Source organism: Streptomyces sp. NPDC059679 (assembly GCF_042734105.1).
In the GTDB taxonomy this organism is placed as follows: Bacteria; Actinomycetota; Actinomycetes; order Streptomycetales; family Streptomycetaceae; genus Streptomyces.
The window spans coordinates 27,090-45,830 of the sequence record NZ_JBHWES010000053.1 but is presented as its reverse complement, the minus strand read 5'-3'; the positions used below and the strand labels follow the sequence as shown (position 1 = coordinate 45,830).

Below are 18,741 nucleotides of genomic sequence, written 5' to 3'. Positions count from 1 at the left end.
CCAAGGGACGCGAGTCGAGGCGACCACCGATGGCGACCGAGAGCGTGCGATACCCGAGCCTGATCGTCCCGGTCGGCCACGTCGAGCCCGTACCGCGACGCATCCGGGGGCTGATCGGCGGCCACGTCGTCTTCGACACCCGGCGCGCCCTGTACGTATGGGAGTGGCCCGCGTATCCCCAATTCAGCATCCCGATCGAGGACATGGCCGAGGGTGTCCTGACCGATGACCACCACACCGAACCCCTGGCCCCCGGCCCCGCGCGGCGCCACTCCCTACAGGTCGGATCCGAGGTCCGCCAAGGCGCCGCATGGCTCTGGACCGACGGCGCCCCCGAGCCCCTGCTCGGCACCGCCCGTTTCGAGTGGAAGGCCCTGGAGTCCTGGTTCGAGGAGGACGAACAGGTCTTCGTCCACCCGAGAAGCCCCTACTCCCGGGTGGACGCGCTGCGCTCCTCCAGCAGCGTCCGCGTCGAACTCGACGGCGTCGTGCTGGCCGACGCGCCGCACTGCGTAAAGCTGTTCGAGACCGGCCTGCCGACCCGCTACTACCTCGACCGCACACACCTCACCTGGCCCCGGCTGCGCCCCACCGACACGGTGACCAGTTGCCCGTACAAGGGGACGACGAGCGGCTACTGGTCATTCGACAGCGACTCCTCCACCCACGAGGACATCGCCTGGGCCTACGACTTCCCCACGCCCCACGTCAACCGCATCGCGGGGCTGGTCGCGTTCTACAACGAACACGTCGACCTGTACGTCGACGGCACGCCACTGCCACGCCCCGCCGACCCGGCCGCCGTTCGTCTACAGTTGCGTAGACGATCGACCGGAGCCGGTGGGCCGACGGAGGATGATGCGCCCCAAGATCCTGATTGTTGAGGACGATCACGCCCTGCGGGACGTGCTGCGCCGGGGACTGTACGAGGAGAACTTCGAACCCGTCCCGGCCGCCGACGGCGCGACCGCCCTGCGGCTGGCCACCGCCGACCTCGCGGCGGCCGTCCTGGACGTCGGCCTGCCCGACGCGGACGGAAGGGACGTATGCCAGGCGATGCGTGCCAACGGCTTTCTCGCCCCCGTGATCTTCCTGACCGCCCGACACCAGCTCACCGACCGGCTGTCCGGCTTCTCCGCCGGGGGCGACGACTACTTGCCCAAACCCTTCCATCTCGCCGAACTGGCCGCCCGGCTGCGCGCCGCGCTCAGACGAACCGCCCCCCGCTCCATCGCCACAACCGGTGATCTGGCCCTCGACGCGGTGGATCACGGCGTGACCGTGCACGGTGTCCGCGTGGGCCTCTCCCCCACGGAGTTCCGGCTGCTGGCCACGCTTGTCGCCGCGGACGGGACGCTCGTACGCCGCCGCGACCTGGTGCGGGCCGGCTGGCCGGAGGGCGCGCAGGTCAGTGACAACACCCTGGACCAGTATCTGAGCCGACTGCGCCGCAAGCTGCGTGAGACGGGCAGCAGCCTGACGATCGATACGGCGCGGGGCGTCGGACACCGCCTGTCATGAACCGTGCCTTCCGGGCTTTCCGTGCCTGCCGTGTGCTCCGTGTGCTCCGTGGCCTTGCGCCGCGCACCCTGCGCGGCCGCCTCTCCCTCGTGGCACTGACCACCGCCGCTCTGCTGATGACGATCCTGACCGTGGTGTTCAACGCTGTGATGGACCGGCACCTGCAGCATCAGGCGGATGACGAACTGCGCAATCGGGTGGCAGCGGTGGCCACGACCATCGACACCAGCGGCCCCCGGGTACGAGTCCTGGAGACCGTCAACGACCGTGTCCTTGACGCGAACGTGTGGATCTACGCCGGAACCCGTCTCTTGGAGAAGCCGCCGTCCGCCACGGCCGACAGTCCGCTGACCCAGGACGTCGACCGGCTGGCCGCGCGGCAGAAGCGTGCCTGTGTAACCGTCCACGATCACCGGCCCGCCCGGCTGTGCTCCCAGCCCATCGCCGGCCGCCATGCCACCGCCACCGTCGTCACCGCCCTGGACCTGGCTCCCTACCGCAGTTCGGCCGACACCCTGCTGCTGGGGTCACTCATTCTGGACGCCGTGATGCTCGGCTGCACATACGTACTCACCCGGCTGTCCGTCGGCCGGGCACTGCGCCCGGTGCGGACGATGACCGAGCAGGCCACTCAGTGGAGCGCTGTGGGCTCCGACGAGCGCTTCGGCGCGGAGGATCAGCCGGTCGAACTCGCCCGTCTGGGTATCTCACTGGACGAGCTTCTGGACCGCATACGGACCGTACTGCGCCATGAACAGCAGCTGACGGGAGAGCTGTCCCACGAACTGCGCACGCCGCTCACCCGGATCGTCATGGAACTCGACTGGTGGCGGGCCCGCCCCCGCACAGACGCCGAGACCCGCGCCGTCCAAGGGGCGATCGCCGAGGCCGCCCAATCCATGCGCACAATCTGCGACACCCTCCTGAACGACGCCCGCGAGAACACCCTGGACCCGGCGACGGCACCCGGATCAACCGACGTCGTGCCCGTCTTGGACCGCCTGCTCCAGCACCTCGACACACCTGATCAGGTGAAGATCGCGACAGCGGCGGGAGCCTCGGTATTGGAGGCGGGGGTATTGGAGGCGGGGGTCGCCCCCGCTCTCCTCGAGCGCATCCTCAGCCCCCTGCTCGCCAACGCCATCCGCTACGCCCGCTCCCGGGTGACCGTGTCCGCGTGCAAGGTCCCCGGCGCCGTGCGGATCGATGTCGTCGACGACGGCCCTGGTGTGCCGGAGGCGTTCGTGGCCGAGCTGTTCCAGCCCGGTCGGCGCGCCGACTCCGGCGACGGGCACGACGGCGCGGGTCTGGGGCTGCCACTCGCGCGCCGCCTGGCCCGCGCCGTCGGCGGTGAGGTCTCCTACGACCCCGGACACTCGCCCGGCGCCAGGTTCACGGTCAGCCTCCCTGCCGGGTGACCGGCTTGCGCTCTTCCGTCACCGGTGCGTCGGCGGTCCTGCGCTCCCGCACCTGGGCATAGGCCATCAGGCCGAACAGGACGGCGAGCAGGACGGCGGACGAGCCCGCGGTACCGAGATCCAGGCCGCCCTTGGCGACCGGCTTGGTGAGGAAGTCGCCCGCGGTGGCGCCCAGCGGGCGGGTGAGGACGAAGGCGATCCAGAAAAGCAGCACGTTCGACACCGCGGGCACTTTCATCAGCGCCACAAGCAGGGCGAGCACCCCGGTCACCAGCAGTGCGCCACCGGCGTAGCCGAGGCCGGAGCTGTCGGACAGGAAGTCGCCCATGGACGTGCCGAGGGTGTTCGAGACGAGGATGGCCGACCAGAACAGGGCCTCGCCCCTGAAGGTGACGATGTCGCGGATCTGGAAGGTCATCCCGCTCAGCTTCCAGGCGAGGAAGATCGCCAGGAGGATCGAGATCAGGATCGCCGCTCCGGCGGGGTAGCCGAGGCCGAGGCCCTGCGGTCCCCAGCCCAGTTTCGCCGCGCCGTTCGAGAGGTACTTCGCGCTGGCGTCGCGGTTCATGAAGTCGGACATCGTGGTGCCGGCCATGCTGGTCGACAGGATCACCGTCCAGTAGAAGAACGGGTTGTAGCGGCTGGATCGCAGCTGGACCACCAGGGTCACCACGAAGATCAGGAACAGCACGATCGTGGTGAGGAAGTAGCCCAGCTTCAGGGTCTGCGAGAAGAGGTCGCCCGCCGTCTCGCCCAAGGTCGTCGCGGCGATCTTCATGATCCAGAAGGCCAGCGTGACCTCAGGCAGCTTCTTCATCACCGACTTGGTCGTACCCGGCGTGCTCGCCACGTCGAGGTCGGTGAGGACCGCTGTTTTCCCCAACACAACTTCTCCTGTCCGGTCGAACGACAGGGCGCCGGCCCCGGGACCGGGACCAGCGCCCTGAGGGATGAGCAACCGCCGACGGCGGCCGACCTCTCCGACCGTGGCACAGAGAGCCTGTACGCATCCTGAACGTGTGCCGTTCGGCAGGTCAGGCCACGTGACGCGAGGCTCGCTCCGATTCGGTGACGTCCTTGCGCGTCACGCCCAGGTACCCGACCAGACCGAGGATGACCGCCAGGAACAGCGCGCTGGTGATCACGGTGCCCAGGCCCAGGCCGCCGTCCCCCGTCGGCTGGGAGAGGTAGTCGCCGATCGAGGCGCCGAGCGGCCGGGTGAGGATGTAGGCGATCCAGAAGCTCCACACCGCGTCGAGACCGAGTGCGAAATGCGCGATGGCCACCGCGGCGATGGCCGCCGCGAACAGGACGGCGGACAGCCAGTAGCCGAGGTCCATGCGCTCGGAGACCAGGTCACCGGCGGCGGTGCCGAGGGCGAAGGTGAACAGAACCGCGAGCCAGTAGAAGGACTCGCGGCTCGTGGTGTCGATGTGGTGGATGGACAGCGTCCGCTCCCGGCGGTACCAGACGGCGAACACGACCACGAGGAGGATCGCGAAGACCGTGGTGCTCGTCTGCAGCGGCACGCCCACGTTGTCCGTGAGGTTGTCACTGATCAGCGTGCCGACGACGCTGATCAGAGCCACCGCGAGCCAGTACACAGCCGCTCGGTACGCACTCGTACGGAACTGCACCACCAGCACCACCGCCAGCAACGCGCTCATCAGCGCCGACACACCGGTCAGGCCGAGGCCCGCCTTGTCGTTCAGCAGATCGGCCGCGGTCTCCCCGACCGTTGTGCACAGCACCTTGATGGTCCAGAAGTAGACGGTGACCTCGGGCACCTTGTTCCAGCGCAGCCGTTGCCGCGCCGGAGCGGCAGTCTCAGACGTTTCATAGGTCATGGACAGCGACGGTGGCACCGAACACCTGAACGCATCCTGACCGCCGTAGCACAGCGCTCCGACTCACCCGCCCGGTCTCTCTCCTTGGGCGATCTCGACGTTCTGGTGGAGGGTGAGCGCTCCGGCCCCCGCTCCGGCGAGCGAGAGGCAGGCGGAGAGCGCGAGGAGCACGCCCGCGGCCACCGCCGCGGGATACCTGCCGCGGACCCCCGGCAGCGGTGGCCGCAGTAGCGCCGCCACCCGCTGCGGCACCGGCCCGGAGGTGGCGGCCGGGGCGACGGTGGGGCGGCGCTGGGCGGAGCGGGTGGCGAGGGCCGCACGGCCGATGGCCCGGGCCGTGAGCTGCCGGTCGCCGGTGGCGGCTGCCGCGGCCTCGTCGGCGGCTCGCTCCGCGGCGAGCCGCACGGCGGCACCGGCCGGGCGCAGCCCGGGGTGGCAGTGCGCGGCGAGCCCGACGGCGGCGAGGTGGTAGTGGTGGCGGGCGCTGAGGTGGGCCCGCTCATGGGCGAACAGCGCCTCGCGCTCGGCCGGGCTCAGGCTGCGGAGCATGGAGGTGGTCACCACGATCCGGCCCGGGCTGCCGGGCAGGGCGTAAGCGTCAGGGTCAGGGCTGTCGATCACGCAGAGGTCGCCGGCCGTGGGCTGGGCGTCTGCCGCCTCCTTGGCCTCGTGGTACTCACCGAGCTGGCGCAGCGCCGAGCGCGGCAGCGCCCAGGCACACACGGCCAGCGCCCCGGTGGCGGCCGCGGCGAGCGGAAACAGACCGGGCGCGGCGCCGAGCGGATGGATCAGCTCTCCGAACGAGGCGAACGGCGGGAGAGCCAGCAGGCCGTACAGCGTGAGGGTGCCGAGCGCGGCCAGTGAGCACACGGCCAGCACCACCGTGGTCGCGGTCAGGCACCACAGCGCGGCGGCAGGGGTCAGCCGGGCGACGGCGCGCCGGGCGAGGGGCGGCACGGCGAAGGGCACGAGCAGCGGGACCAACGGCGCGACCAGCAGCGGGGCGATCATTGATCACCCCCTTCGAGGAGCTCCCTGAGCAGGCGCTCGTCGTCATCGCTGAGCTGGTCGACGAAGCGTGCCAGGGCGACCTCGCGCGCTTCGTCGCGGTCGAGCTCCTGGTGCATGCGCCGGGCGGTCAGCCCGTGGGAGTCCTGCAGGGGGAAGTAGGCAAAGCCGCGCCCGGACCGCTCCCGGCCGATGACGCCCTTTTCGTACAGCCGCGTCAGGATCGTGGTCACCGTCGTACGAGCCAGGGAGGTCTCCAAGCCTCGCTGCACCTGACCGGGGCTCTGCGGCCCCGAAGCGGCCCAGAGCGCGGCCATCACGGTGGCTTCCAGTTCACCCGCGGGTCTGCGTTCGGGCTGCTTCTCGGCCATCGGCATGCCGTCTCTCCCCTCTTCGTCTACAGTGTCGTAGACCGTCTACTGGATTGTAGTCGTCGCGAGGCCCGAGGGCCCCGCCCCGTTTCCCTGCCGTTCCGTTCCGTACGCCCGCTCTGTTCCGTACGCCCGCCGAAGGGACCGCGCCCGTGACCCTCGACCTGTCCGCAGGCCCACCCCTCGCGGTGAACATCCTGGACGCCCAGTCCCTGCTGTCCGCATTCGGGGTGCTCGGCATCGCCGTGGTCCTGTTCGCCGAGACCGGGCTGCTGATCGGCTTCTTCCTCCCCGGGGACTCACTGCTCTTCACCGCGGGGCTGCTGTGCACCGCCGGTACGTCGAGCGGGCTCAGGCTCTCACTGCCCGGGGTCATGGTCGCATCCGCCGCCGGTGCGCTCCTCGGCGCCCAGTGCGGCTATCTGCTCGGCCGGCGGGCGGGCGGCGCGCTGCTGGCCCGGGGCCGCTCGCCCCGGCTGCGGGCAGGCGCCGACCGGGCCGGGGAGCTGCTGGACCGCTACGGACACGCGCGGGCGGTGGTGCTGGCCCGGTTCGTGCCGGTGGTGCGCACGGTGCTGAACCCGATGGCGGGGGCGCTCGGCGTGCCGCCGCGCACCTTCGCGGTGTGGCAGACGGCCGGCGGGCTGCTGTGGACCCAGGGGCTGGTGATCGCCGGATTCGCGCTGGGGTCGTCCATCCCGAACGTCGACCGCTATCTGCTTCCGCTCATCGCCCTGATCGTGGTGGTGTCCCTGCTGCCGCTGGCAGCCGAGCTGCTGCGCACTCGGTCCGTGCGGCGGAAGGAGGCCGGCCGGTGACGCTCGCCTACGACGGCTCGGGGATCGACGGCTCCGCGTACATCGCGGTGGTGGATCTGGCGCACCGCACCCCCGGCTGGCTGGACACCGCGATCTCGGTCTGGTCCACCTACGGGCTCGCGCTGTTCGCGGTGCTGATGCTGGCCGGCTGGTGGCACGCGCGGCGCAGCGGCCCCGAGGAGGCCGTGCAGGCCCTGGCCGCCCCGGTGCTGGTGCTGCTGGCGTTCGGGGTGAACGACGCGCTGAAGCAGGTGGTGCGCGAGGACCGCCCGTGCCAGACCCTGCACCGCGCCGTCCTCGATGCCTGCCCGGCGCCGGGCGACTGGTCCTTCCCGAGCAACCACGCGGCGCTGGCCGCGGCCGCCGCGGCGGCGCTGTGGTTCGTCTCGGCGCGGCTCGGCGCGGTGGCCACCCTCGCCGCCCTCGCGATGGGGGCTTCCCGGGTGTGGGTGGGTGCGCACTATCCGCACGATGTCGCCGCCGGGCTGGTGATCGGCGCGTCGGTGGCCCTGGCCCTGGGCGCCGCCCTGCACCACAATCCACACGCCCTGGCCCGGCGCCTGGCGGCCACGCGGCTACGGCCGCTGCTGACCGTGGCGTAGTCCGGTGTCCTCTGGAGGGCGTGAGGGCCCCGAACAGGAAATAATCCCAGGTCAGTGACCTGGAGGCGGACGAGTCGGCCTGTACGCCGGGTTCTGTTCCCCAGGGTCCTTACGGCCCCTGGGGCGGCGGCCATCCATCTAGGACCGACGTTGCCGCCGGCCTCGTGCGGTCTACCCGCGAACTCGGGCGGGCAGCCCTCGATCGTCCGCGCAGAGCCGCCGGTGGCGGCTCCTCTTGACCTTGCTCCGGGTGGGGTTTACCGAGCCGCCCGAGTCACCTCGGACGCTGGTGGTCTCTTACACCACCGTTTCACCCTTACCGGGAGCCTTGCGGCTCCCGGCGGTCTGTTTTCTGTGGCACTGTCCCGCGGGTCACCCCGGGTGGGCGTTACCCACCACCCTGCCGTATGGAGCCCGGACGTTCCTCGGCGGGACCCCGAAGGACCCCGACGCGACCGCCCGGCCGGCTCGTCCGCCGTAGTGACCATGGTACCGGGGGTGAGTGGTGGGTTGGATAGCGGCGGGGGTCAGAGGAAGTCGGCAGTCTCCAGGGTGAAGGAGAAGGGTGCGGGAAGGTCGATCGACTTGCCGAAGGGGATCATGACGGATTCCCGGTAATCGGCCCTCTCCGGCTCGTTGAACAGCGTCACCGAGCTCTTCTCCCGGTCGACGAGGAGATAGATCGGGATGCCCCCGCTTGCGTAGCAGTGGCGTTTGGTCTCCCGGTCGCGGTCCGCCTTGGTCGAGGTGACCTCGACGACCATGGATACGCCCTCGCACGGCATCCAGGACTCGGCCTCTCGGAAGAGTCGGAGCTCTCGGGGCGCGAACGTCCCGTCGGGGATCACATGGTTACGCACACACAGTCCGCCGCGTGGGACCTTGAGCCCCTTGTTTCCGGAGAAGTCCATGTCGGTAGCGGACTTCCTGATCACCTGCCTGAGGATCACACTGATGTAGTCCTCGTGCTCCCCGTCCGGCGGCGGTGTCACGACAATTTCCCCCTCGATCAACTCGGCCCGGAAGCCTTCCGGCGTACCCAGGGCCAAGAAACCCTCCAACAGGATTTCCTCCTGCGTGAACGGCTCGTGTGCCATGGCGCTCATGCCACGCCCCTTCCCTGTCTCGCCGCCACCGTAGGTACCGAGGGGGTCGGCACCGCGCGAAAGAGAGTCTTCCTCACTCGATCGTGGCACAGATATCCCCGCTCGGGGCCGTAGGCTGCCACAGGCCCGCCGCCCGGAAGTCGTGGAGCGAAGGAGAGAAGACCGTGCTCGTGCTGTTGCCGCCGTCGGAGGGAAAGACCCCGGCGGAGTCGGGGGACCCGCTGGACCTGGGGGCGCTGTCGCTGCCGGGGCTGGGGGAGGCGCGGGCGGCGGTGCTTGATGAGCTGGTGTCGCTGTGCTCGGGCGATGTGGGGAAGGCCGCCGAGGTGCTCGGGCTGAGCAAGGGGCTGCACGGCGAGGTGGCGAAGAACGCGGGGCTGCGGGAGGCCGGGACGCGTCCGGCCGGGGAGATCTATACCGGCGTGCTGTACGACGCGCTCGGTCTCGCGACCCTGCCCGCCGCCGCGCGGCGCCGGGCGGAGCGGTCGCTGCTGGTCTTTTCGGGGCTGTGGGGCGCCGTACGGATCGACGAGCGGATCCCGTCGTACCGCTGCTCGATGGGCGTGAAGCTGCCGGGCCTCGGCGCGCTCGGACCCTTCTGGCGGGCGCCGATGGGCGAGGTGCTGCCCGAGGTGGCCGGGGGCGGGCTGGTGCTGGACCTGCGGTCGGCGGCGTACGCCACGGCGTGGAAGCCGAAGGGTGAGGTGGCGGAGCGTACGGCGAGCGTGCGGGTGTTGCAGTCCAAGATCGTGGACGGAGTCGAGAAGCGGTCGGTGGTCAGCCACTTCAACAAGGCGACGAAGGGCCGGTTGGTGCGCGATCTACTGGTGGCGAGGGCGGAGCCGAGCGGGCCCGAGGAGCTGGTGGAGGCGTTGCGGGGGCTCGGCTACACCGTGGAGGCCGCCGGGCCGGGCAAGCCCGGGCGGGGCTGGGGGGTGGATGTGGTGGTCACCGAGTTGTAGGTCCCTTGGGCCGGAGGCGCTGCCAGGTGTGACCCGCGGGCCTCCGTAGCCATGCATCTCATTGCAGTATGTGCAACGACCATTGCGGGATGCGCCCCACGGCGGCAGGATTGCCGACGTGACTAGCCCTTCCCCCTCCGTGCTCGACCTCGCCCCCGTGATCCCCGTCGTCGTCATCGACGACGCGGCCCACGCCGTACCGATGGCCCGCGCGCTCGTCGCGGGTGGGCTGCCCGCGATCGAGGTGACCCTGCGGACCCCGGCCGCGCTGGACGCCATCCGGGCCATCGCCGAAGAGGTGCCCGAGGCGGTTGTCGGGGTCGGTACGGTGTTGACGCCCGAGCATGTAGAGGCGTCCGTCGCGGCCGGGGCGCGGTTCCTGGTCAGTCCGGGCTGGACCGAGCGGCTGTTGGGCGCGATGCGCGCCTCGGGGGTGCCGTTTCTGCCGGGGGTCTCGACCACGTCGGAGGTCGTGGCGCTGCTGGAGCGCGGGGTGACCGAGATGAAGTTCTTCCCGGCGGAGGCGGCCGGGGGGACTGCCTATCTGCGGTCGCTCGCCTCCCCGCTCCCCCAGGCCCGCTTCTGCCCCACGGGCGGTATCGACGCCTCCCGCGCCCCGGGCTATCTCGCCCTCCCCAACGTCGGCTGCGTCGGCGGCACATGGATGCTGCCGTCGGACGTGGTCGCCGCAGGCGACTGGCGACGGGTGGAGGAACTTGCTCGGGAGGCGGCGACCCTGCGCCCCTGACGGCCGGCTACCGCAGGTGCGCCGTGTCGTTGAGCAGGCGCAGCGACGCGTTGCCGTCCGCGTAGTACGCCAGCGCCGACAGCGACGCCGCCGAGATCTCCATCCGGAACAGCGACTCCGGCGGTGCGCCCAGCGCCAGCCGGACCAGGGTCTTGATCGGCGTCACATGCGTGACCAGCAGCACCGTACGGCCCGCATGGCGCGCGATGAGCTTGTCGCGGGTGAGCGCGACCCGGCGGGCGACCGCCGCGAAGCTCTCGCCGCCGCCGGTGGGGGCCGCCTTGGAGGAGGCGAGCCAGGCCTGGAGGTCGTCCGGGTGACGCTCCCGTGCCTCCGCGAACGTCAGGCCCTCCCAGGCCCCGAAGTCGGTCTCCCGCAAACCCTCTTCGATATGGACGTCGACACCGATGCGGGACGCCACCGCCTCTGCCGTCTCCACGCAGCGCCTGAGCGGCGAGCTGACCACCACCTGGATGGTGCCGCGCGCCGCCAGTGCCGTCGCGACCAACTCGGCCTGGCGGCGGCCCACGGGTGAGAGCTCCGGGTCGCCGCCGCCGCTGCCGGAGAAGCGCTTCTCGGGGGTCAGCGCGGTCTCGCCGTGCCGGAGCAGGACGAAGGTGGCGGGGGTGCCCAGGTCCGCCGGGACGGCCCAGCCCGGGGGCGCGACACCCGGAGCCACAGCGGACGGGGACGCAGCGGACGGGGACGCGGCTCCCGCAGGCGTGCCGCCCAAGGCCGCCGTCTCCGCGCGCGCCTCAAGGGCGCCGTCCGCCGACGGCGTGGCCCCCGTAGCCGGCCGCCACTGCTCACCCCGCGTGCCCGCGTCCATCGCCTCGTTGGCGAGCCGGTCCGCGTGCTTGTTCCGCTCGCGCGGGATCCACTCGTACGACACCTGCCCGGGCGGGAAGATCTCCCTGGCCTCGGCCGCGAGCGGGCGCATACCGGGGTGCTTGACCTTCCAGCGGCCCGACATCTGCTCGACCACGAGCTTGGAGTCCATCCGGACCTGGACCTGAACCCCGGGCTCCGGGTCGAGGGCGCGCGCCGCCCGCAAGCCGGCGATCAGGCCCTTGTACTCGGCGACGTTGTTGGTCGCGGTGCCGATGTACTCCGCCGCCTCGGCAAGGGTCTCGCCCGTGTCCGGGTCGAGGACGACCGCGCCGTAGCCGGCCGGCCCCGGGTTGCCCCGGGAGCCGCCGTCCGCCTCGACGACGAAGCGACGGGCCATCGGCCTACAGCCCCGATTCGGGCGTACGGACCAGGATGCGGCGGCAGTTCTCGCACCGCACCACGGTGTCGGGAGCCGCCGCCCGCACCTCGTTGAGCTCGGTGATGGCCAGCTCCTGGCGGCAGCCGTCGCAGCGGCGCTGGTAGAGCCGGGCCGCGCCGACGCCGCCCTGCTGCTGGCGCAGCTTGTCGTAGAGCTTCAGCAGGTCGGCGGGGATCGTCCCGGCGATGACCCCGCGCTCCTTGGTGATGGTCGCCACCTCGGCGTCGATCTCCCCGGCCGCCGCGTCCCGCCGGGCGGTGGCGTCGCCGATCTTGGCCTGCAGCGATTCGACGCGGCCGGTCAGCTCGGTCACCCGCTCCTGCGCGGACTCGCGGCGCTCCATGACCTCCAGTACGACGTCCTCCAGGTCGCTCTGGCGCTTGGCGAGGGAGGCGATCTCGTGCTGCAGGTTCTCCAGGTCCTTGGGGGAGGTCACGGCACCGGAGTCGAGGCGCTTCTGGTCGCGGGCGGCGCGCTGGCGCACCTGGTCCACGTCCTGCTCCGCCTTCGTCTGCTCGCGGGCGGTGTCGCTCTCCTCGGTCTGGGCCGCCACGAGGAGGTCGCGCAGCTGGGTGAGGTCGGCGTTCAGGGTGTCGAGCTCGGCGTGCTCGGGCAGCGTCTTGCGCTTGTGGGCGAGTTGCGAGAGCCGGACGTCGAGGGCCTGGACCTCGAGGAGGCGGATCTGGTCGGCGGGCGCGGCGTTCAGCGGGGGGCTCCAGGGGTGGTGGTGGAAGGGACGTGAGCGGTGGTGGACGCGTGCGCGGCGGGCGCGTGCGCGGTCCAAGGGTCGGTGACCGTACGGGAGATGTGGGTGCGCAGACCCCAGCCGTGCCGGTCGGAGATCTCGTCGAGCTGCGCGGCGGCCTGCTCGACCCACGGCCATTCGGTGGCCCAGTGGGCGGCGTCCAGCAGCACGAGGCCGTCCCCGTCGCGGGTCATCGCCGCGGCCTGCTGGGCCTCGGAGGCGGGGTGGTGGCGCAGGTCGGCGGTGAGGTACGCGTCGACTCCGGCCGCGCGCACCTCGGCGAAGAGGCTGTCGCCGGAGCCGCCGCAGACGGCGACCGTACGGATCAGCCGGTCCGGGTCGCCCGCGACGCGGATGCCCTGGGCCGTGGCGGGCAGCCGGGCCGCGGCGCGCTCGGCGAAGTCCCGCAGCGCGACGGGGTGGTCGAGCTCGCAGACCCGGCCGAGCCCGCGGCGCCCCGCCGGGTCGGTGGGGTCGGGCACCAGCGGGCCGGTGATCCGCAGGTCGAGGGCGCCGGCGAGGGCGTCGGAGACGCCCGGGTCGGCGCGGTCGGCGTTGGTGTGCGCGACGTGCAGCGCGATGTCGTTCTTGATCAGGGTGTGCACCACCCGGCCCTTGAAGGTGGAGGCCGCGACCGTGGTCGTACCGCGCAGATAGAGCGGGTGGTGGGTGACGAGCAGATCGGCGCCCAGCTTCACCGCCTCGTCGGCGACTTCCTGGACCGGATCGACGGCGAACAGAACGCGGCCGACCTCGGCGTCGGGGTCTCCGCACACCGTGCCGACGGCGTCCCACTGCTCCGCCCGCTCGGGCGGCCAGAGTGCGTCGAGTGCGGCGAGGACGTCGATGAGTGCGGGCACGGGGCAAGGCTACCTCCCGGACCACCAGCAAGCCTTGCCCCCGCCTTTACTCACCGCGACGACGTGATCCGGACTCGCACACAGCACAGCCCGGCGCGACTTCTCAGGCGAATCGGGCAACAGACACACTTACGTGTGAAGCAAGCCGATTTCGGCGTTCGGCAGGGAGTGCGAAAACTACGTTGAGTGGCCGGAGGTGGACGAACGATGACTGCCTGTGCCTTCGATGCCGCGCTCGCCGCAGGCGCCACCGGTGCCCAGGGCACCGCACAGCGGCGCCGAGCTGCGTTCACGATCGCCGCGGACGGTTCGTACGGCGCCCGGCTCGCGCTCAGCGGCGAGGCCGGCTGCTGGTTCCCCGAGCGCTGGACGCTCGACGGACCCGAGCCGTACGCCGTGCCGCTGCCCGCGGCCCAGCCCGAGGAGCCGGACAGCGAGGTGCTGCCCCTGGCCGACGGGCAGGTGCTCATCCGCCGCCGGGTGGCCGGCCGCCACGCCCTCTCCCTGCTGTACCCGGCCGGCCCCGGCACCGGCGAACGGCCGCTGGGCGCCATCGAATGCGCCGAACTGTCGCTGCTGCCACCCGCCCCCGGCGGCTCCCTCGCCTTCGCGCTCGGCCACGGCGAGCGGTCGACCTCGGTGTGGCTGGTGCACGGCGGCGGCTTCGGACCGCAGCACCTGGCCGAGCTGCCCGGCCGCTGCACGGGCGGCGTCTGGCTGGACCGTACGGGCCGGCTGCTCGCCCTCGACCGGCGGCTCGACGGCCGGACCAAGACCGTCGTCGTCGACCTGCGGCGCGGCGGCGAGACCAGCCCGCTGCTGCAGATCACCGACGACAGCGACGACCGGCTGCTGCTGGCCGACCCGGACAGCGGCCTGCTGCTCGTACGGTCCGACGCGCCCGGGGACGAGCGGCTGGGGTGGGGGGTGCTGGGCAGCGCCCGCCCCGTCAGGTTCCCCGAATGTCTGCGGCCCGCCCGGGTCGAGGCGGTGCCCTTCGCGGTGCAGCCCGGACAGGTCCTGACGCCGGAGGCGTGCGCGGTGGCCTTCCGTGTCTTCCGTATCGACGGCCCGGCCGAGCGGCCGTGGGTCGGTCTGTGGCGGCCGTCCGAGCGGCGGTTGCAGCAACTCCCGGCGCCGGAGGGCTGGCTGGCGGGCGCGGGCCTGTGGACCCGCGACGGCGAGCTGCGGCTGCCGTACGCGACGGGGCAGGTGCCGTGCGGGCTGGCGCGGCTGCGGATGCCCGAGCCGCCGGAGCCGCCCCGGGTGGCACGGGTCGCACGGGTCACGCGGGTGGACCGCGTGGTGGGGTCCCTGGATCTGCCGCGGCCGATGGGGCTGGTGGGGCCGGGGCTGCGGCCCACGGCGGCGGCATCGTCCTCGCCGTCGTCCGCGCCGTCGTCGCCGTCCCTGTCGGCAGGGGCCGCGATCGCGTCGTGGACCCGGGTCGGGGCGGCCCCGGCAGTCCCCGCGGCCCCAGCCGGTAAGACCGGGGTCGAGCCATGGGCCGGTACGGGGTCATGGGCCGGGGTCGAGCAGGAGACCGGCCCGGAGGCGGAGCCCGGCGCCGAGGTGGGGCCCGGACCCGAGGCCGCGCGGGCACCCCGGCGCGGCGGCGGACCGGGCTCCGGGCCGCCGTCCGGTGCGGAGCGCGGGAGGGAGCGCGTACGGCAGCGGGAGCGGGAGCACGTACGGGTGCCGGAGCAGGGACTCGTGCATGAACAGGGACTCGTACGGGAGCAGGGGGGCAGCGTCGGGCGGGAGCGCGAGCAGGGGTCTGAGCGCCTACCCGAGCGCCTGCCCGCCCACCGGCTCAGACCCGAGCTCATGCCCGGCCCCGGCCCTGGCCCCGACTCCGACACTGCCGCTGTGCCGGAGTCCGGTATCGCCGCGCGGCCCGTACCACTGCAACAGGCCCCGCTCGCCAGCCGTGACCAGCTCCGTCCGTCCCATCCGTCCCATCAACCCCGCCCGCCCCGTCCACCCCGTTGGGTCCGAGATCGACGCTCTGGTTAAACTTCTGCGGGGGGCCAAGGCAGCCGCGTTCCGTTCACCCTCGGGGCGTGGGGTGACACGTGCTGACGTTTCTTGACCCTCGTCGTGACGTCGTGGCGAGTTGACTTCGTGGCCGGCCTCCCGTGACCGTACGCAGCGATCTGACGGGGTGACTTCCCAGATGTCCCAAGCCCGCACGAACACGACCGAGTCGCGTCCGCAGGAGTCGGCCGCCGCAGCGGGGGCCGACGACACAGTCCACGGCAAGCACCGGGGCCAGGCCGCGTCCGAAGACGCCCAGACCTCGCCCCACGGCCGCCACCGCCGCCCCGGCGAGGGGGCGACCGCTTCGTAAGGCCCAACACCCGGGTCCCCATTGGGCCGCGGCCCCATCGGGCCGGGGCCCCGGACCAGGGCCCATCCGGCCCCCGGGGCCCCGGACCGCGCCTTTACCCCCGCTTGAGCCCCAGCACCTCCACCGCCGCGAAGGTCTCCCCGCGGGGCCGTTCGGCGAAGTACGGCGTGAGCACTCCGTCCAGCTCCTCGAAGGTGAATGCCTCCTTCGCCGTGTCCAGCTTCGCGGCCACCTTCGGCCGCTCCAGGACGGCGACCATCCCACCGTGGACGACGAAGACCTGTCCGCTCACCCCCGCCGCCTCCGGGGCCGCCAAGTAGCCGACGAGCGGGGCGACGTGTTCGGGCGCGAGCGCGTCGAGGGTGCCGTCGTCGGGGGGTTCGAGGCCGGCGAAGACGTCTTCGGTCATCCGGGTGCGGGCGCGGGGGCAGATGGCGTTGGCCGTGACGCCGTATTTGGCCAGCGCCCCCGCCGTGGAGGTGGTGAGCCCGACGATGCCGCCTTTGGCCGCGGCGTAGTTCGGCTGGCCCGGGGAGCCGGCGAGGAACGCCTCGGATGAGGTGTTCACGATCCGGCCGCCGACCGGGCCGCCGTCCGCCGCCTTGGAGCGCTCCCGCCAGTGGGCGGCGGCGAAGCGGGTGGTGTTGAAGTGACCCTTGAGGTGGACACGGATGACGGAGTCCCACTCGTCCTCGGTCATCGAGAAGACCATCCGGTCGCGCAGGATGCCCGCGTTGTTGACCAGGATGTCGAGCGCGCCGTAGGTGTCGACCGCGAGCCGCACCAGCTCGGCCGCCTGCTCGAAGTCGGCCACGTCCCCGACGTGGGCCGTGGCGTGCCCGCCGGCCTCCCGGATCTCCTGCGCGACCGCCTCGGCGGGGGCGGCCGACGCCTCGCCCGAGCCGTCGCGTCCGGGCCGGCCGAAGTCGTTGACGACGACGCTCGCGCCCAGGCGCGCCAGTTCCAGCGCCTCGGCGCGGCCGAGGCCCCGCCCGGCGCCCGTGACGATCGCGGTCTTCCCCGCCAGCGGCATGCGCGGCATGAACGTCCTCCGTGTCGTCTATGTCGTCCGTGTCGTTCTCGTCGTCCGTGTCGTTCAGACCTGGATGCAGGTGCGCAGCGCCTCGCCCGACCGCATCTGGTCCAGCGCGTCGTTGATCTCGGTGAGCCGTACGCGGTGGGTGATCAGCCCTTCGAGGTCGATCCGGCCCGCCCGCCACAGCGCGACGGCCCGCCGGTACGAGCGGAGCACATCGCCGCCGCCGTACAGCGAGGGCAGGATCCGCTTCTCGTCGAAGAACAGCTCGAACATGCTGAGCTGGAGGAAGTCGTCCACCGCCCCCGCCCCGACCACGCACAGCGTGCCGCCGCGCCGCGTCGCCTCGTAGGCCGTACGGGCGGTGGCGGACCTGCCGACGACCTCGAAGACGTAGTCGAAGCCCTCGCCCGAGGTGACTCGGCTCTTGGCGTCGTCCAGGTCCTCGGGCGCGACCGCTTCCGTGGCGCCGAAGCGCAGCGCCGCCGTACGCCGCGCGTCGACCGGGTCGACGGCGACGATCTGCGCGGCGCCCGCCGCCCGGGCGCCCTGGATCGCGCTGATGCCCACGCCGCCGCAGCCGATGACCGCGACCGACGAACCCGCCTCGACCTCGGCCGTGTTGAGGGCCGCGCCGAGCCCCGTGGTCACGCCGCAGCCGATGAGGGCCGCGATGTCGTACGGCACGTCGTCCGGGATCGGCACGGCGCACTGCGCGGGCAGCACGACCTCCTCGGCGAAGGTGCCGGTGCCCGCGAAGCCGAAGATGTCCTCCGGGGTGCCGCCGGGGCGCTTGAAGTTGGGGGTGCCGGCGTTCATGAACCCGCTCAGGCACAGATGGGACTGGCCGCGCTCGCAGGCGGGACACGTGCCGCAGGCGGGCAGCCAGCACACCAGCGCCCGGTCGCCCGCGCTCAGACCGGTCACCCCCTCCCCCACCTCGACGATCTCGCCCGCGCCCTCGTGCCCGGGGACGAAGGGCCCGGGCTGGGGCAGTACGCCGCTCATGGCGGACAGATCGGAGTGGCACAGCCCGGTGGCCTTGACGCGCAGCCTGACCTTGCCCGGGCCGAAGCCCACCGCCTCCATGTCGTCGAGGACTTCGAGCTTGTCCTGCCCTATCTCGTGCAGTACGGCTGCGCGCACAGCGGCTCCTCTCGTCCGTGCGAGGTCTGTTTCTTCAGTCGTGCTCGACGACCGTGTCGGTGAGGACCGGCGCGTCGTCCCGTTCCACGGCCGTGGCCAGCACCTGGACGCGGCCCGGCGCGCCGGAGTCCCGCCACATCCGGATGCGCAGCGTCTCACCGGGGAAGACGACCCCCGCGAAGCGCGTGGCGTACGAGCGGACGCGGGCGACGTCCCCGCCCAGGGCGGTGTCCACGACGGCCTTGAGCACGACCCCGTACGAGCACAGGCCGTGCAGGATCGGCCGGTCGAAGCCCGCGACCTTGGCGAACTCGGGGTCGGCGTGGAGCGGGTTCCAGTCCCCGGAGAGGCGGTAGAGCAGCGCCTGGTCCTCGCGGATCGCGCGGTCGGCGGTCAGGTCGGGCTCGCGGGCGGGGGGCTCGAGCCGGTCGGCGGGCCCGCGGTCGCCGCCGAAACCGCCCTCTCCGCGTACGAAGATCCGGGTGTCGCAGGTCCACAGCGGCCCGTCCGCGTCGGCGACATCGCTGCGCAGCACGATGACCGCGGCCTTGCCCTTGTCGTAGACGGCGGCGACCTTGGACGTCTGGGTGGCGTCCCCGGCGAGCGGGATGGCCCGGTGCAGCTGGATGGTCTGGCCGCCGTGCAGGACGGCGGCGAGGTCGACGTCGATACCCGGGGCGCTCATACCGCCGGCCACCGCCATGCCGCCGCCCGCGACCGTGGCGAAGCTGGGGAGGACGTGCAGCTTGCTCTCGAGGGTGTAGCGGAGCTCGTCGGGGTCGGTGGCCGGGACGCCCGCCCCCACGCCGAGGTGGTAGAGCTGGATGTCCTTGTGGCCCCAGGTGAGGGCCGTGGTCCTGGGTTCGGCCGAGACGGCCTTGGCGACATCGATGGGCATTGCTGAGAGCACTCCTCGCCACGGTGGGGAAGACC

General features: G+C 72.3%; 20 protein-coding genes and 1 other RNA gene. 9 read left to right on the top strand and 12 right to left on the bottom strand.

The features are described 5' to 3' along the window. The first annotated feature begins 29 nt into the window (after positions 1-29). The 3 genes from ACFV2X_RS39475 to ACFV2X_RS39465 are packed head-to-tail and all read left to right on the top strand — an operon-like array spanning position 30 to position 2,939. Positions 30-884 (top strand): DUF427 domain-containing protein, encoded by an 855-nt coding sequence (locus ACFV2X_RS39475; protein WP_385626113.1) that lies wholly within the window; start codon positions 30-32, stop codon positions 882-884. Beyond that, on the top strand, positions 859-1,521 hold the full coding sequence (locus ACFV2X_RS39470) for a response regulator transcription factor (RefSeq protein ID WP_385626111.1): 663 nt from the start codon (positions 859-861) through the stop codon (positions 1,519-1,521). Before ACFV2X_RS39475 ends, ACFV2X_RS39470 begins: the two co-directional genes overlap by 26 nt. Next, positions 1,518-2,939 carry a sensor histidine kinase gene (locus tag ACFV2X_RS39465; protein WP_385626110.1) on the top strand — a complete coding sequence of 474 codons (1,422 nt, stop codon included), beginning with the start codon at positions 1,518-1,520 and terminating at the stop codon, positions 2,937-2,939. Before ACFV2X_RS39470 ends, ACFV2X_RS39465 begins: the two co-directional genes overlap by 4 nt. On the opposite strand, the gene ACFV2X_RS39460 is transcribed toward ACFV2X_RS39465, so the two are convergent. From ACFV2X_RS39460 to ACFV2X_RS39445, 4 genes are all read right to left on the bottom strand, one after another. Beyond that, the gene (locus ACFV2X_RS39460) at positions 2,920-3,822 is read right to left on the bottom strand and encodes a hypothetical protein (RefSeq protein WP_385626109.1); all 903 of its coding nucleotides are present in this window, start codon (positions 3,820-3,822) and stop codon (positions 2,920-2,922) included. The genes ACFV2X_RS39465 and ACFV2X_RS39460 overlap by 20 nt on opposite strands. A gap of 151 nt (positions 3,823-3,973) precedes the next feature. Beyond that, positions 3,974-4,786, bottom strand: a complete 813-nt coding sequence (locus tag ACFV2X_RS39455; protein ID WP_385626108.1) for a hypothetical protein — start codon at positions 4,784-4,786, stop codon at positions 3,974-3,976. Between the two features lie 63 nt (positions 4,787-4,849). Continuing rightward, positions 4,850-5,797 (bottom strand): M56 family metallopeptidase, encoded by a 948-nt coding sequence (locus tag ACFV2X_RS39450; protein WP_385626107.1) that lies wholly within the window; start codon positions 5,795-5,797, stop codon positions 4,850-4,852. Continuing rightward, on the bottom strand, positions 5,794-6,165 hold the full coding sequence (locus ACFV2X_RS39445) for a BlaI/MecI/CopY family transcriptional regulator (RefSeq protein WP_385626153.1): 372 nt from the start codon (positions 6,163-6,165) through the stop codon (positions 5,794-5,796). Before ACFV2X_RS39445 ends, ACFV2X_RS39450 begins: the two co-directional genes overlap by 4 nt. Before the next feature lie 152 nt (positions 6,166-6,317). Between ACFV2X_RS39445 and ACFV2X_RS39440 the strand changes: the two genes are divergently transcribed. Together ACFV2X_RS39440 and ACFV2X_RS39435 are read left to right on the top strand one after the other, a co-directional pair. Next, a complete protein-coding gene (locus ACFV2X_RS39440; protein ID WP_385626105.1) occupies positions 6,318-6,983 on the top strand; it encodes a DedA family protein in 666 nt (221 codons plus the stop codon). Next, positions 6,980-7,585: a phosphatase PAP2 family protein gene (locus ACFV2X_RS39435; RefSeq protein WP_385626103.1), complete on the top strand. Its 606-nt coding sequence runs from the start codon at positions 6,980-6,982 to the stop codon at positions 7,583-7,585. Before ACFV2X_RS39440 ends, ACFV2X_RS39435 begins: the two co-directional genes overlap by 4 nt. 66 nt (positions 7,586-7,651) lie before the next feature. Here the strand turns inward: ACFV2X_RS39435 and rnpB are convergent. Together rnpB and ACFV2X_RS39425 are read right to left on the bottom strand one after the other, a co-directional pair. After that, positions 7,652-8,056, bottom strand: an RNA gene (gene rnpB / locus ACFV2X_RS39430) — RNase P RNA component class A. Between the two features lie 56 nt (positions 8,057-8,112). Continuing rightward, entirely contained in the window at positions 8,113-8,682 is a 570-nt protein-coding gene (locus ACFV2X_RS39425; RefSeq protein WP_385626152.1) for a Uma2 family endonuclease, read from the bottom strand. A gap of 173 nt (positions 8,683-8,855) precedes the next feature. On the opposite strand from ACFV2X_RS39425, the gene yaaA reads away from it, so the two are divergent. Together yaaA and ACFV2X_RS39415 are read left to right on the top strand one after the other, a co-directional pair. Beyond that, entirely contained in the window at positions 8,856-9,653 is a 798-nt protein-coding gene (gene yaaA, locus ACFV2X_RS39420; RefSeq protein WP_385626101.1) for a peroxide stress protein YaaA, read from the top strand. A gap of 118 nt (positions 9,654-9,771) precedes the next feature. Further along, positions 9,772-10,401 (top strand): bifunctional 4-hydroxy-2-oxoglutarate aldolase/2-dehydro-3-deoxy-phosphogluconate aldolase, encoded by a 630-nt coding sequence (locus ACFV2X_RS39415; protein ID WP_385626100.1) that lies wholly within the window; start codon positions 9,772-9,774, stop codon positions 10,399-10,401. A 7-nt stretch (positions 10,402-10,408) separates the two neighbouring features. Here ACFV2X_RS39415 and ACFV2X_RS39410 read toward each other — a convergent pair whose 3' ends face one another. Genes ACFV2X_RS39410 through ACFV2X_RS39400 form a run of 3 tightly spaced genes read right to left on the bottom strand, consistent with a single transcriptional unit; the run spans position 10,409 to position 13,276 of the window. After that, positions 10,409-11,629 carry a bifunctional RNase H/acid phosphatase gene (locus tag ACFV2X_RS39410; protein WP_385626099.1) on the bottom strand — a complete coding sequence of 407 codons (1,221 nt, stop codon included), beginning with the start codon at positions 11,627-11,629 and terminating at the stop codon, positions 10,409-10,411. A 4-nt stretch (positions 11,630-11,633) separates the two neighbouring features. Further along, entirely contained in the window at positions 11,634-12,377 is a 744-nt protein-coding gene (locus tag ACFV2X_RS39405) for a zinc ribbon domain-containing protein (RefSeq protein ID WP_385626151.1), read from the bottom strand. Continuing rightward, a complete protein-coding gene (locus tag ACFV2X_RS39400) occupies positions 12,374-13,276 on the bottom strand; it encodes a Nif3-like dinuclear metal center hexameric protein (RefSeq protein ID WP_385626097.1) in 903 nt (300 codons plus the stop codon). The genes ACFV2X_RS39405 and ACFV2X_RS39400 overlap by 4 nt, the downstream gene beginning before the upstream one ends. Positions 13,277-13,483: 207 nt before the next feature. On the opposite strand from ACFV2X_RS39400, the gene ACFV2X_RS39395 reads away from it, so the two are divergent. Both ACFV2X_RS39395 and ACFV2X_RS39390 read left to right on the top strand, forming a co-directional pair. Then, a complete protein-coding gene (locus ACFV2X_RS39395) occupies positions 13,484-15,292 on the top strand; it encodes a hypothetical protein (RefSeq protein WP_385626095.1) in 1,809 nt (602 codons plus the stop codon). Between the two features lie 160 nt (positions 15,293-15,452). Further along, positions 15,453-15,626, top strand: coding sequence for a hypothetical protein (locus ACFV2X_RS39390; RefSeq protein ID WP_385626094.1), 174 nt, complete (start codon positions 15,453-15,455; stop codon positions 15,624-15,626). A 94-nt stretch (positions 15,627-15,720) separates the two neighbouring features. Here ACFV2X_RS39390 and ACFV2X_RS39385 read toward each other — a convergent pair whose 3' ends face one another. The 3 genes from ACFV2X_RS39385 to ACFV2X_RS39375 form a co-directional block, all read right to left on the bottom strand. After that, positions 15,721-16,659, bottom strand: a complete 939-nt coding sequence (locus ACFV2X_RS39385; RefSeq protein ID WP_385626150.1) for a 3-oxoacyl-ACP reductase — start codon at positions 16,657-16,659, stop codon at positions 15,721-15,723. 63 nt (positions 16,660-16,722) lie between these two features. After that, on the bottom strand, positions 16,723-17,808 hold the full coding sequence (locus ACFV2X_RS39380; RefSeq protein ID WP_385626092.1) for a Zn-dependent alcohol dehydrogenase: 1,086 nt from the start codon (positions 17,806-17,808) through the stop codon (positions 16,723-16,725). Positions 17,809-17,842: 34 nt separating this feature from the next. Then, a complete protein-coding gene (locus ACFV2X_RS39375) occupies positions 17,843-18,706 on the bottom strand; it encodes a MaoC/PaaZ C-terminal domain-containing protein (RefSeq protein WP_385626090.1) in 864 nt (287 codons plus the stop codon). Between the last annotated feature and the right edge of the window lie 35 nt (positions 18,707-18,741).

What these genes read in the sequence shown, in the direction of transcription:
- ACFV2X_RS39445 (WP_385626153.1), bottom strand. Translation starts at nt 6,165, where the DNA reads ATGGCCGAGAAGCAGCCCGAACGCAGACCCGCGGGTGAACTGGAAGCC.
- ACFV2X_RS39465 (WP_385626110.1), top strand. Translation starts at nt 1,518, where the DNA reads ATGAACCGTGCCTTCCGGGCTTTCCGTGCCTGCCGTGTGCTCCGTGTG.
- ACFV2X_RS39375 (WP_385626090.1), bottom strand. Translation starts at nt 18,706, where the DNA reads ATGCCCATCGATGTCGCCAAGGCCGTCTCGGCCGAACCCAGGACCACG.
- ACFV2X_RS39470 (WP_385626111.1), top strand. Translation starts at nt 859, where the DNA reads ATGCGCCCCAAGATCCTGATTGTTGAGGACGATCACGCCCTGCGGGAC.
- ACFV2X_RS39395 (WP_385626095.1), top strand. Translation starts at nt 13,484, where the DNA reads ATGACTGCCTGTGCCTTCGATGCCGCGCTCGCCGCAGGCGCCACCGGT.
- ACFV2X_RS39475 (WP_385626113.1), top strand. Translation starts at nt 30, where the DNA reads ATGGCGACCGAGAGCGTGCGATACCCGAGCCTGATCGTCCCGGTCGGC.
- ACFV2X_RS39450 (WP_385626107.1), bottom strand. Translation starts at nt 5,797, where the DNA reads ATGATCGCCCCGCTGCTGGTCGCGCCGTTGGTCCCGCTGCTCGTGCCC.
- ACFV2X_RS39385 (WP_385626150.1), bottom strand. Translation starts at nt 16,659, where the DNA reads ATGCCGCTGGCGGGGAAGACCGCGATCGTCACGGGCGCCGGGCGGGGC.
- ACFV2X_RS39390 (WP_385626094.1), top strand. Translation starts at nt 15,453, where the DNA reads ATGTCCCAAGCCCGCACGAACACGACCGAGTCGCGTCCGCAGGAGTCG.
- ACFV2X_RS39455 (WP_385626108.1), bottom strand. Translation starts at nt 4,786, where the DNA reads ATGACCTATGAAACGTCTGAGACTGCCGCTCCGGCGCGGCAACGGCTG.
- ACFV2X_RS39425 (WP_385626152.1), bottom strand. Translation starts at nt 8,682, where the DNA reads ATGGCACACGAGCCGTTCACGCAGGAGGAAATCCTGTTGGAGGGTTTC.
- ACFV2X_RS39410 (WP_385626099.1), bottom strand. Translation starts at nt 11,629, where the DNA reads ATGGCCCGTCGCTTCGTCGTCGAGGCGGACGGCGGCTCCCGGGGCAAC.